Below are 12,074 nucleotides of genomic sequence, written 5' to 3'. Positions count from 1 at the left end.
TCAGCCGACCTTCGGCAGGTGCTGCAGCGACTCGGTGATGGCCTCGGCGGGGTAGTCGTAGTTCTGCAGGCTGCCGGAGAAGTAGCGGTCGTAGGAACTCATGTCGAAGTGGCCGTGGCCGGAGAGGTTGACCAGCAGCACCTGCGGCTGGCCGCTCTTCGCGCAGGCCCTGGCCTCGCGGATGGTGGCGGCGATGGCATGGGTGGACTCCGGCGCGGGGACGATGCCCTCGGTGCGGGCGAAGAGCACGCCGGCCTCGAAGGTCTCGAGCTGCGGGATGGCCACCGCTTCCACCAGCCCCGCGTCGACCAGCTGGCTCACCAGCGGCGAGGCGCCGTGGTAGCGCAGGCCGCCGGCGTGGATGCCGGGCGGCACGAAGTCATGGCCGAGTGTGTGCATCTTCAATAGCGGCGTCAGGCCGGTGGCATCGCCGTAGTCGTAGGCGTACACGCCCTTGGTGAGCGTCGGGCAGGAGGTGGGTTCCACCGCCACCAGGCGCACGGCCTTGCCCGTCGCCTTGTCGGCGAAGAAGGGGAAGGCGATGCCGGCGAAGTTCGAGCCGCCGCCGCAGCAGCCGAAGACGGCATCGGGGTAGTCGCCGGCGAGCGCCATCTGCTTCTTCGCCTCCTGGCCGATGACGGTCTGGTGGTGCATGACGTGGTTGAGCACCGAGCCCAGCGCGTAGTTGGTGTCGGCGCGGCCCGCGGCTTCCTCGACCGCCTCGGAGATGGCGATGCCGAGCGAGCCCGGGGTGTCGGGATGCTTCTCCAGCGTCTGGCGGCCGGCGTTGGTGAGCGTCGTGGGGCTGGCGAAGACCTCCGCGCCCCAGGTCTGCATCAGCGAGCGGCGGTAGGGCTTCTGCTCGTAGCTCACCCGCACCATGTAGACCCGCACCTCCAGCCCCAGCAGCTGGCCGGCCAGCGCCAGCGAGCAGCCCCACTGGCCGGCGCCGGTCTCGGTGGTGAGGCGGCGGATGCCCGCCTCCCGGTTGTACCAGGCCTGCGGGATGGAGGTGTTCGGCTTGTGCGAGCCCGCCGGGCTGACGGACTCGTTCTTGTAATAGATCCTCGCCGGCGTCTTCAGCGCCTGCTCGAGGCGATGGGCGCGGTGCAGCGGTGTCGGACGCCACAGCCGGTAGATCTCGCGGATCGGCTCGGGGATGGCGATCCAGCGTTCGGCCGAGACCTCCTGCTCGATCAGCGCCGGCGGAAAGATCGCGGCCAGTGCCTCCAGCCCCACCGGCTTGCCATCCGGCCCCAGCGGTGGCGGCGGCGGCGCCGGCAGGTCGGCCACCACGTTGTACCAGTGGGTGGGCAGCTCGGTTTCGGGCAGGAGGAACTTGCTGGTCATGGCGGTTGCTCGGGGAATCCAGGGAGGACAGGGGGGAGACAGTGTACTCAACTCTGTCCGGGTGACGCAGTGTAGCGGCCACTGCCGGCGGAGTTGAGTACACTGTTCCCGGATGCCAACGGACCCCCGCCGCCGATGATCAAGCGCCTGCTGGACTGGCTCGGATTCGCTGCCCAGGCCCACGAGCACGGGCACGGGCATGCGGACGATCACGGGCAGGATCACGGACACCCGGGTGGCCATGTCCACGGGATCGTCGACCCCGGCATCGCCAGCACCGGGCGCGGCATGTGGGCGGTGAAGTGGTCCTTCGCCGGGCTGCTGCTCACCGCGCTGCTGCAGATGGCGGTGGTGGCGCTCTCCGGCAGCGTGGCCCTGCTCGCCGACACCATCCACAACATCGGCGATGCGGCCACCGCCGTCCCGCTCTACTTCGCCTTCTGGCTGGCCCGGCGCCAGCCGACCGCGCGTTTCACCTATGGCTATGGCCGGGCGGAGGACCTGGCCGGGGTGGCGGTGGTGGCGCTGATCCTCGCCAGCGCACTGCTCGCCGGCTACCAGGCCATCGAGCGGCTGCTCGAGCCGCGGCCGATCGCCTGGCCGGGCGTGGTGGCGGCGGCGGGAATCGTCGGTTTCCTCGGCAACGAGATGGTGGCCGCGTTCCGCATCCGCGTCGGCCGCGAGATCCAGAGCGCGGCGCTGATCGCCGACGGCTACCACGCGCGCGTGGACGGGCTGACGAGCCTCGCCGTGGTGCTCGGCGCGCTCGGCGTCTGGCTCGGTTTTCCGCTGGCGGATCCCGTCATCGGCCTGCTGATCACAGTGATGATCTTCGGCATCGTCTGGCAGTCGGCGCGCGCGGTGTTCTCGCGCATGCTCGACGGCGTGGAGCCGGAGGTGCTCGGCGAGCTCGAACATGTCGCCAGCCATGTCCCGGGCGTGCGCGGCCTCGCCAACCTGCGCGCCCGCTGGGTCGGTCATCGCCTGCACGCGGAAGCCGACCTGATCGTCGATCCCGATCTCCCGGTGCGCGATGCCGCGGCGCTCGCCGCCCGGGTGCGCGAGGCGGCGCTCGCCCACCTGCCGGCGCTCGGCTCGCTGCGGCTCGCCTATGCGGAAGCCGCGGCGGCGTCGGCGGCGGCTGGCATGCGCAATGCGCCCGGCTATCATGACGCCGGCGGTCATCGCGGCGATCAGGGCGGGCACGGCCATTCCCACGGCGGAAGACATCACTCGCACGATCGTTCCTGAGGCGCCGTCGGCGGCAGCACGACCCTGGCACACGCTGCCGGCTGAAGCGGTGCTGCGGCGTCTGGATGCCGAGGCGTCCGGTCTTGCGCCCGACGAAGCCGCGCGGCGCCTTGCCGCTGCCGGCCCCAACCGCCTGCCGCGGACTCCCGCGCCGACGCCCGCTGCCATCCTCCTGCGGCAGTTCCGCAGCCCGCTGATCTACCTGCTGCTGGGCGCGGCCGGCCTGGCGCTGGCCACCGGCGCCGTCAAGGATGCGCTGTTCATCCTCGCCGCATTGCTGATCAATGCGGTGCTCGGCGCGGTCCAGGAGGCGCGCGCGGACCGCAGCAGCCGGGCCCTGCAGCAGCTGCTGCAGCTGCGGGCGATCGTCGTGCGGGCCGGCGAGGCGCTCGGCATCCCCGCCGAGCAGCTGGTCGCGGGCGATGTCATCGAGCTGGAGCCGGGCGCGCGCGTGCCTGCCGACGCGCGCCTGCTGGCGACGCAGGGCCTGGAGATCGACGAGTCGCTGCTGACCGGTGAATCGCTGCCGGTGGCCAAGTCCGCGGACTGGACCGGTGCCGAGGCCACGCCGCTCGCCGAGCGGCGCAACCTTGCGCATGCCGGCACGCTGGTCGTTCGCGGTCGCGCCCGCGCCGTGGTGGTCGCCACCGGGAGCGCCACGGCCGTCGGCCGGCTGGCGCTGGCGGTGATGGGCACGCCGCCCGGCGAGCCGCCGCTGATGCAGCGCCTGTCGGCGTTCAGCGGGCGGATCGGCGCGGCGGTCGTCATCGCCGCCCTGGCGGTGGCGGGCCTCGGCGTGCTGCTGCGGGGCTACGGCGGCGTGGAGATGGCGATCTTCGCCATCGCGCTGGCGGTGTCGGCGATCCCGGAGGGCCTGCCGGTGGCGCTCACCGTGGTGCTCGCCGTCTGCACCCGGCGCATGGCGCAGCGCGGGGTCATCGTGCGCCGGCTCGCCGCCGTGGAGGGGCTGGGCAGTTGCACGCTCATCGCCAGCGACAAGACCGGCACCCTGACCTGCAACGAGATCACCGTCCGTGAGGCGGTGCTGGCCGATGGCAGCTGCTTCAGCGTCTCCGGCGAAGGCTTCGCGCCCGAGGGCGAGGTGCGCCGCCACGATGCGACGGCGGAAGGCGCCGGCGAGCGGCGACACGCGGCACTGCTCGAACTGGCCCGCGCCGTCGCCCTGTGCAACGAGGGGCAGCTGTCACGGCGCAATGGCGCCTGGGCCTGGCACGGCGACCCGACGGACGTGGCGCTGCTCGCCTTCGCGGGGAAGCTCGGCCTGCAGCGCGAGGCCGCGCTGCAGGCGCAACCCCAGCTGGGGAGCACGCCCTTCGAGCCCGAGGCGCGCTATGCGGCCACGCTGCATGCCGCGGGTCCGCAAGCCGAGCTGCTGGTGAAGGGCGCGCCGGAGCGCGTCGCCGCGATGTGCGCCGATCCCGGGGCGGCAGCCAGCCTGCTGGCGGCCGCGGAGGCCATGGCACGGCGCGGGCAGCGGGTGCTGGCGGTCGCTGCCGGCATGCTGCCGGCCGGGACGGTGCTGCCACCGGCGGCGCCGGCCGGCCTGCGCCTGCTCGGCGTCGTCGGCATGATCGATCCGCCGCGACCGGGTGTGACCGAGGCCATCCGCGTCGCGGCGGGCGCCGGGGTGCGCACCATCATGGTCACGGGCGATCACCCGGTGACGGCGCTGGCCATCGCCCGCGACCTCGGCCTGGCCACCGGGGCCAGTGAGGTCGTGACCGGCGCGGAGCTGGCCGCCGCAGGGCCCGAGGGTTTGCCGGCGCTGATGGCGCGGGCGCGGGTGTTCGCGCGGGTGGCACCGGAGGAGAAGCTCGCCATCGTGCAGGCCGCGCAGGCCGCGGGGCACTGTGTCGCGGTGACCGGCGATGGCGTCAACGACGCCCCGGCGCTGCGCGCGGCGGACATCGGCGTTGCCATGGGCCGCGGTGGCACCGACGTGGCGCGCGAGGCGGCGGAGCTGGTCATCACCGATGATCACTACGCCACCATCACCGCCGGCATCGAGGAGGGGCGCATCGCCTACGCCAACATCCGCAAGGTCATCTACCTGCTGGTGTCCACCGGCGCCGCCGAAGTGCTGTTCGTGGCGCTCGCGGTCGCCACCGGTGCGCCGCTGCCGCTGACACCGGTGCAGCTGCTGTGGCTGAACCTCGCCACCAATGGCATCCAGGATATGGCACTGGGTTTCGAGCGCGGCGAGCCCGGCATCCTCGGCAGGCCGCCGCGGCCCCCGGGCGAGGGCATCTTCGACGCCCTGATGATCCGCCAGTCGGCCGTGGCGGCCCTGGTCATGGGCCTCGCGGGTTTTGCCGTGTTCCATGGCCTGCTGGATGCCGGCTGGAGCCTCGACGCGGCGCGCAATGCGCTGCTGCTGCTCATGGTCCTGTTCGAGAACCTGCACCTGCTCAACTGCCGTTCGGAGACTGCATCGGCCTTCTCGATGCCGCTGGCGCGCAGCCCGGTGCTGCTGGCGGGAGCCGCCGGTGCCCTGCTGCTGCACCTGGCGATGATGTATTCGCCGATCGGGCGCGAAGTGCTGCACACGGCGCCGCTGCCGCTGCAGGCCTGGGCCGGACTGCTGGCGGTGGCTTCCAGCATCGTCGTCGCCATGGAGATCCACAAGGCGCTGTGGCGGCGGCGCGGGCTCAGGCAGCGGGTTCGAGACTAGCGAGCCAGGCTTCCAGGCGCCGGCGGTCGAGCGGGCCGGCGAGCGCCTCGCGCCGGCCCGAGGCATCATAGAAATATGCGCGCGGCACCGCGCCGTCCCAGGCGGGGTCGATCTCCTCGCGCAGGGCGCGGTTGTTGCGGTTCACCATGATCCAGTTGGCTTCGTGCTCGAGGCCGTGGGCGAGCAGCACCTTGCCGGCCGCTTCCTGCAGGGCCACGCCGTCGGTGGACAGCAGCGCCAGCGGCATCGCCGGATGCCGGCGGCGCAGCTCGCGCAGCAGCTCGAGATCCGGCCGGCAGGGCTCGCAGGCCAGCGACCAGAGCACCAGCAGGAATGCCTTGCCGCTGCGGGCCGCCACGCGCGCGGCGAAGTCCCCGGGCCGCAGCACCTCGAACTGCACGTGGTGCGCGCCGGCCGGCGCGGCGGCGAGGAGCAGCGGCAGCGCGAGGCAGGCGCGCCGCGAGATCACGGCCGGGCCCGCATCGTGGCGGCGGTTCAGCTGCGCACCGGGCGCTTGCGCAGCTTGCGCTGCAGGGTGCGGCGGTGGATGCCGAGCGCGCGGGCCGCCGCCGAGATGTTGCCGCCGTGGTTGGAGAGCACGCGCTGTATGTGCTCCCACTCCGCGCGGCGCACCGACAGCGGCTTCGGCGCGGCGGCCTCGGCGCCGGCAGCCGCCTGGCGCTCGTCCTGGAGGGCCGCGAGGATCTCGTCCACTTCCACCGGCTTCGTCAGGTAATGCAGGGCGCCGAGCTTGATGGCCTCCACCGCGGTGGCGATGCTGCCATAGCCGGTCAGCACCACCGAGCGCGCCGGCGGCGTGAGCTCCGACAGCTGACGCACCAGCGTCAGCCCGGAGTCGTTGCCGATGCGCAGGTCGATCACCGCCAACTCCGGCCGGCGGCGTGCAATCAGCTGCTGCGCCTCGGTCACCGTGCGCGCCGCCGCGACATCGAAGCCACGCCGCTCCAGGGCCCGCGCCAGCACGCTGCAGAAGATGTCGTCGTCGTCCACCACCAGGAAGGTGGCACCATCGCCCGTCGCCGTCATCGTCAGGCTCCCGTCTGCAGCCGCGCCAGCGGCAGGTTGACCGTCACGCGCGCGCCACCGCCGGGTGCGTCGCTGAAGCTGATGTCGCCGCCGAGGTGGCTGAGCGCGGTGTGGGTGAGGAACAGCCCGAGCCCCAGGCCGCTTTCCTTGGTGGACTGGCCCGGCTCCTCGCCCGGGTGCAGGGACTGCAGGCTGATGCCCGGCCCGTGGTCCTGCACGGCGATGCGCACCTGTTCGCCATCCCAGGCGCAGTTCACGCGCACGTCGGCCGGCGAAACATCCACCGCGTTGTGCAGCACGTTGAGCAGCGCCTGCGAGAGCGTGCGCTCGACGAGGATGCGCGGCGCCGGCCGCGGGCCCTCGCTGCTCACGGTGATGGCCGCGCCGGGGCGCAGCTGGCGCACTTCCGCCACCGTCTGGCCGACGAAGGCATCCACCGCCATGGCGCGGGCCGCCTCGGCGCGGCGCACGCCGGCCGCCGCCGAGATCACCGAGAGCGCATCCTTGCACTTGCGGATCTGGCCGCGCAGCAGCTGCAGGTTGTCGTGCAGCTGCGGGTGGCGCTCCCGCGGGTACTCCTCGGCCAGTTCGCTGGTCACCAGCGCCATGGTGGCGAGCGGTGTGGAGAGCTCGTGGGCCGCGCCCGCCGCCAGCGTCGCCACGGCGACCACGCGCTCGTCGCGCAGCGCACGCTCGCGGGCCTCGGCGAGGTCGCGCTCCTGCCCGCGCAGCGATTCGCCCATGCTCACCACGAAGTGGGCGATGAGCCCGGCGCTCAGCACGAAGCCCAGCCACATGCCGACGATGTGCACCATGAAGGTCGGGCCTTCGCGCGGCTGGGAGAACGGCAGCAGCGGCACGCGGTAGAACAGCAGGAAGGTGTAGCAGGCGGCGATGATGGCCGCCATGGGCCAGGTGTAGCGCCGCGGCAGCACCGTGGCGCTGATGGCCAGCGGCAGCAGGAAGAAATAGGCGAAGGGATTGCTGGAGCCGCCACCGTAGTAGAGCATCCCGGTCAGCGCGCTGACATCCACCAGCATCTGCAGGAAGAACTCGCCGTCCGGGATGCTGCCGCCCTGCTGCAGCCGCCGCCAGGTCCAGAAGTTGACCAGCGCCAGCACGACGATGATGCCCAGCAGCGGGCGCATCTGGATCTGCAGATTGTAGAAGTGGCTTGCCAGCAGCAGCACCACGGCGGCGCCGGGTATGGCGATGGTGCGCAGCCAGATCAGCCGGCGCAGGTTCAGCGCCGAATGCGGTTGTGGCGGATGCGGATTGCCGTGGCCGTCGGTCATCGTCGTGGCCTCCCGCTGCTACTTGCGCCGCAGCATCTCGATGCGGCTGGCGTCGAGGAAGCGGCCGTCCCTGAAGGTGCGCCACTCGATCCGCAGCCGGTCCTCGCCCAGCCACTGGTAGCGGGCCTCGTGCATGTGCTCGTCGTTCATGGTCACCATGTTGCTGATGTCCAGGAACTGCAGCTCCAGCACGCCGGGCTCCCTGCCGGGGACCAGGCGCAGCACCGGCTGGTTGCCGCCGGCGCAGTAGTGAGTCATGTGCACCTCGTCGACATCGCGGTAGTACATGTTGACCATCTCGTGGTCCGTGCCGGGGAACATGACTTCCTCGACGCTGTGCCCGTTGGCGGTCACCCGGAACACGCTCGCCACCTGGTCGGTGGGCCGGCCGCTGGCATCCACCGCGAGCCAGGTGCCGGCGAGACCGCGGATGCGTGCCAGGGGATCCTCGTCGGCGCGCGCGGCCCCGGGCCCGAACGCCGCGAGGGTGAGGAGTGCGCCGGCCGCGATGGCCAGCGCGGCATGCCAGGCCCGCATCCGGGTGGCGGGCGGGAATCGCGGTGTGTCCATGCGGCGGATTCTAGCGCGGCCACGCCGTCGCTGCGCCGGCCGCGAAGCTTATGTCCATCCCCGTGCAAGCGCGGGCCCGCACGGTGTACAGTCGGATCCGGACCGCGGCAGCGCGCGCTGCGACGGTCCGGGGTGAAGGCCGCGGCGAGCGAAAAAGAGCATTTGAAATTGGACGCACCACCGAACATCGACAGCCTGACGCTGGCCCGGTCGCTGGATGCGGTGCCCATCGCACTGATGTCGCGCCGTCTGGTGGAGGCGGGCCTGCCGACCTGGGCATGGACCTCGCGGCGCGTGTCGCGCCATGTGCACGATCCGGACAGCGTGGTGCTCACCGCCCGCCGTGGCGAGGAAGTCACCGGCTTCGCCATCATGGGCTTCGGCGACGAAGCCGCCCACCTCAACCTGCTCGCCGTGGAACCGCGCTGCCGCCGCGCCGGCCTCGGCACGCGCCTGGTGCGCTGGCTGGAGGAGTCCGCGCGCACCGCCGGTACCTTCGAGGTCAGCCTCGAGGTGCGCGCCACGAACACCGCGGCGCGCGGCTTCTACCAGGCGCTGGGCTACACCGAGGTGGACCTGCTGCCGGGATACTACGACCGCATCGAGGACGCCGTGCGCATGACGCGCGACCTGCGCGTGCTGCGCATCGACCAGCCTGGCTGAGGCGCCCGTCCCGTTCAGAGAAAGAGCAGCGCCTCGCCCGGACGCGGCGGCCCGTAGAACGCCTGCACGATGCCGGCCTGCCAGAGCTGCAGCGGCGTCGGGTACCAGAACTGCCGGCCGCTGGCGATCCAGCGCTGCAGGAACCAGGGCGGCACGCCACGGCTGGCGAAGTAGCCGAGCTCGGCGGCATAGGCGGGCGACAGCGGGCCGCGCAGGCCGTAGCCCGGGTTGCGGGGCAGGTGCAGGCCGATGCGCGCACTGCTGCGCAGGAGCCGCTGGTGGCCACCGATGTAGGCCGACACGCAGGCGCTGGAGCAACCCCTGGTGCTGTCGGTGTCCAGGTCGTGGGCGATGATGATCCCGCGCAGCTTCTGCGCCTCGCTGAGCGAGCCGCCGCCGCTGTTGAGCCGCACCCGGCGCACCTGCGGGTTGGCGGCGAGCGCGGCCTGCACGGCATCGGCCAGGCCGAAGGTGATGCTGCCGCGCACTTCCAGCAGCCGGCCGCTGACGCTGACCTGGTAGTGCCAGCCGGTGATGGGGAACGCCAGCCTCAGGCCGGAATAGCCCTCCCCGGCGAACATGACGAAGCGCAGCGCCAGCAGGATGGTGAGGACCGTGGCCAGCCCCTGCGTGACATAGGCCGCCAGCGGCGTGCCCACCTCGGCGGCGTGGCGGTCCGCGGCGCGGAAGATGCCGATGACCTGCCAGGCCGGCACCAGCAGCAGGAGCACGACACCCGCGGCGACGAACAGCGCCACCCCGGCCCGCGAATCCAGCCCGCGGTCGAGGCCGAGCGCGCCGAGGTTTCCCTCCAGCGCCAGCGACAGCGCCGTCAGGCCGACGCCGTTCAGCCACCAGGCCACCCACAGCGGCAGCTCGCCACGCCAGTGGCGGATCAGGTAGGCAACCATGCGATGCGGGATTCCTCGCTGCGCGCCGCGGCGAGGCACAGGGGCCGGGCCGGCCGCATCCTAGCACCAACGCTGGCGCCCGGGCGGGGGAGTGGCGGGCCATCCGCCCCTCTGGCAACGTAGCCGCATGCGTAGCAGGCGCCCCCTCATCGGCGTCATCTCGGACCGGCGGGTGCTGGGCCACCACCCGTTCCACCTGGTCGGCGAGAAGTACCTCGATGCCGTGTTGCACGGCGCGGGCGGCTTCCCCGTGTCGCTGCCGGTGCTGGCAGGCGACTTCGACATCCGCGAGGCGCTCGAACACCTCGATGGCCTGCTGCTCACCGGCAGCCCGTCCAATGTCGAGCCCTGGCGCTACCAGGGAACGGCCAGCAGCCCCGGCACCCTGAATGACGCCGAGCGCGACGCCGCGGCGCTGGCGCTGATTCCGGCCGCGGTCGCGGCGGGGTTGCCGCTCATGGCCATCTGCCGCGGCTTCCAGGAGATGAACGTGGCCTTCGGCGGCACGCTGCACCAGGCGGTGCACGAGCTGCCCGGCTTCGTGCGCCACCGCGAGGATGCCGGCCGGCCGCTGGAGGAGCAGTACGCGCCCAGCCACGAGCTGCGCTTCACCGCCGGCGGCCTGCTCGAGCGGCTCGGCGGCCGTGACGGCCTGCGCGTGAATTCGGTGCACTCGCAGGGCGTCGACCGGCTGGCCGATGCGCTGGCCGTCGAGGCGCTGGCGCCGGACGGGCTGGTCGAGGCCTTCGTGGTGCGTGCCGCGCCGGGCTTCACGCTCGCGGTGCAGTGGCATCCGGAGTGGCAGCTGCGCGGCAACGCGCTGTCGCTGGCGATGTTCGGGGCCTTCGGCGACGCCGCAAGGCGCCGTGCCATGGCCTGAAGGCGGGACCCCATGGGCAACCGGCAGCAACTCACCGACTGGCTCACCGCGCACAAGATCTCCGAGGTCGAGGCGATCATCCCCGACCAGGCGGGCATCGCGCGCGGCAAGTTCATGCCCGCCAGGACCTTCGCCGCCCAGGGCGGCATGCGCCTGCCCGAGTCCGTGTTCATCCAGACCGTGACCGGCGAGCATCCCGAGGAGACCGTGCTCTCGCCCACCGACCGCGACATGCTGGCGGTGCCGGACCTCGCCACGCTGCGGCTGGTGCCCTGGGCCAACGATCCCACCGCCGTGGTCATCCACGACTGCTTCTTCATGGACGGCACGCCGGTGGACATCGCTCCGCGCCAGCTGCTGCGCAAGGTGCTGGACCTCTATCGTGCCGAGGGCCTGCGCCCGGTGGTGGCGCCGGAGATCGAGTTCTACCTCGTCAAGCGCAACACCGACCCGGACTACCCGCTGGCGCCGCCCACCGGCCGCTCCGGCCGCGCCGAGACCGTGCGCCAGCCCTACAGCCTCGACGCCATCGACGAGTTCGAGCCGCTGATCGAGGATGTCTACGACTACAGCGAGGCCATGGGCATGCAGGTGGACAACCTCGTGCACGAGGAGGGCACCGCGCAGCTCGAGGTCAATTTCGTGCACGGGGACGCGCTGGCGCTCTCCGACCAGGTGTTCCTCTTCAAGCGCATCGTGCGCGAGGCCGCCATGCGCCACGAGGTCTACGCCACCTTCATGGCCAAGCCGATGCAGAACGAGCCCGGCAGTTCCATGCACTGGCACCTGAGCCTGGTCGCCGGCGCGGATGGCGCCAACGTCTTCTCGCTCGCCGACGGCAGCGAGAGCCCGCGGTTCCGCCACTTCATCGGCGGGCTGCAGCGCTACCTGCCGCAGGTGGCGCTGCTGCTGGCGCCATACGTGAATTCCTACCGCCGCTTCACGCGCTACATGGCCGCGCCGATCAACCTGCAATGGGGCTACGACAACCGCACCGTCGGCCTGAGGGTGCCGGAAACCGGCCCGCAGGACCGGCGCGTGGAGAACCGTGTCGCCGGCGCCGACGTCAACCCCTACCTCGCCATCGCCGCCTCGCTGGCCTGCGGGTACCTGGGCCTGCGCGAGCAGCTGGAGCCCAGCGCGCCGGAGACCGGCAACGCCTACCGGCTGCCGTTCGCCCTGCCGCGCATGCTGAACGAGTCGCTGGACCTGCTCGAGGGCAGCGCGCCGATGCGCGCCCTGCTCGGCGAGCGCTTCGTGCAGGTCTACGCCGCCATCAAGCGCGAGGAGCAGGAGCGCTTCTTCCAGGTGATCAGCCCCTGGGAGCGGGAGTTTTTGCTGCTCAATGTGTGACTCCCTGACGTCGCCTGGCGCCCTTGCGGCGGGCGCTTCCGAAGTCGCTCCCCGATACTCGC

General features: G+C 72.1%; 11 protein-coding genes. 5 read left to right on the top strand and 6 right to left on the bottom strand.

Translation table 11 applies throughout. The features are described from left to right. On the bottom strand, positions 1–1,350 hold the full coding sequence (locus HRU81_11090) for a TrpB-like pyridoxal phosphate-dependent enzyme (GenBank protein QOJ32609.1): 1,350 nt from the start codon (positions 1,348–1,350) through the stop codon (positions 1–3). 135 nt (positions 1,351–1,485) lie between these two features. Between HRU81_11090 and HRU81_11085 the strand changes: the two genes are divergently transcribed. Both HRU81_11085 and HRU81_11080 read left to right on the top strand, forming a co-directional pair. Continuing rightward, a complete protein-coding gene (locus HRU81_11085) occupies positions 1,486–2,601 on the top strand; it encodes a cation transporter (protein QOJ32608.1) in 1,116 nt (371 codons plus the stop codon). Further along, the gene (locus HRU81_11080) at positions 2,519–5,293 is read left to right on the top strand and encodes an HAD-IC family P-type ATPase (protein QOJ32607.1); all 2,775 of its coding nucleotides are present in this window, start codon (positions 2,519–2,521) and stop codon (positions 5,291–5,293) included. Before HRU81_11085 ends, HRU81_11080 begins: the two co-directional genes overlap by 83 nt. Here HRU81_11080 and HRU81_11075 read toward each other — a convergent pair. From HRU81_11075 to HRU81_11060, 4 genes are read right to left on the bottom strand one after another with little or no spacing between them, the layout of a single operon-like run. After that, complete coding sequence (locus HRU81_11075; GenBank protein QOJ32606.1) at positions 5,271–5,762, bottom strand: TlpA family protein disulfide reductase; 492 nt, start codon at positions 5,760–5,762, stop codon at positions 5,271–5,273. The two genes, HRU81_11080 and HRU81_11075, sit on opposite strands and share 23 nt — an antisense overlap. A gap of 26 nt (positions 5,763–5,788) precedes the next feature. Continuing rightward, a complete protein-coding gene (locus tag HRU81_11070) occupies positions 5,789–6,340 on the bottom strand; it encodes a response regulator (protein QOJ32605.1) in 552 nt (183 codons plus the stop codon). 2 nt (positions 6,341–6,342) lie between these two features. Continuing rightward, positions 6,343–7,635, bottom strand: a complete 1,293-nt coding sequence (locus HRU81_11065; GenBank protein QOJ32604.1) for a sensor histidine kinase — start codon at positions 7,633–7,635, stop codon at positions 6,343–6,345. Between the two features lie 18 nt (positions 7,636–7,653). After that, complete coding sequence (locus tag HRU81_11060; protein ID QOJ32603.1) at positions 7,654–8,205, bottom strand: hypothetical protein; 552 nt, start codon at positions 8,203–8,205, stop codon at positions 7,654–7,656. Between the two features lie 168 nt (positions 8,206–8,373). On the opposite strand from HRU81_11060, the gene HRU81_11055 reads away from it, so the two are divergent. Beyond that, positions 8,374–8,868 carry a GNAT family N-acetyltransferase gene (locus tag HRU81_11055; GenBank protein ID QOJ32602.1) on the top strand — a complete coding sequence of 165 codons (495 nt, stop codon included), beginning with the start codon at positions 8,374–8,376 and terminating at the stop codon, positions 8,866–8,868. A 14-nt stretch (positions 8,869–8,882) separates the two neighbouring features. Here HRU81_11055 and HRU81_11050 read toward each other — a convergent pair whose 3' ends face one another. After that, a complete protein-coding gene (locus HRU81_11050; GenBank protein ID QOJ32601.1) occupies positions 8,883–9,779 on the bottom strand; it encodes a hypothetical protein in 897 nt (298 codons plus the stop codon). A 127-nt stretch (positions 9,780–9,906) separates the two neighbouring features. Here HRU81_11050 and HRU81_11045 point away from each other — a divergent pair, with 127 nt between their 5' ends. Further along, a complete protein-coding gene (locus HRU81_11045; protein QOJ32600.1) occupies positions 9,907–10,659 on the top strand; it encodes a gamma-glutamyl-gamma-aminobutyrate hydrolase family protein in 753 nt (250 codons plus the stop codon). A 12-nt stretch (positions 10,660–10,671) separates the two neighbouring features. Further along, a complete protein-coding gene (locus tag HRU81_11040; GenBank protein ID QOJ32599.1) occupies positions 10,672–12,012 on the top strand; it encodes a glutamine synthetase in 1,341 nt (446 codons plus the stop codon). The last annotated feature ends 62 nt before the right edge of the window (positions 12,013–12,074 follow it).

The organism is Gammaproteobacteria bacterium (assembly GCA_015709695.1).
Taxonomy (GTDB): Bacteria; Pseudomonadota; Gammaproteobacteria; order Steroidobacterales.
This window is presented reverse-complemented; position numbering and strand designations above follow the sequence as displayed.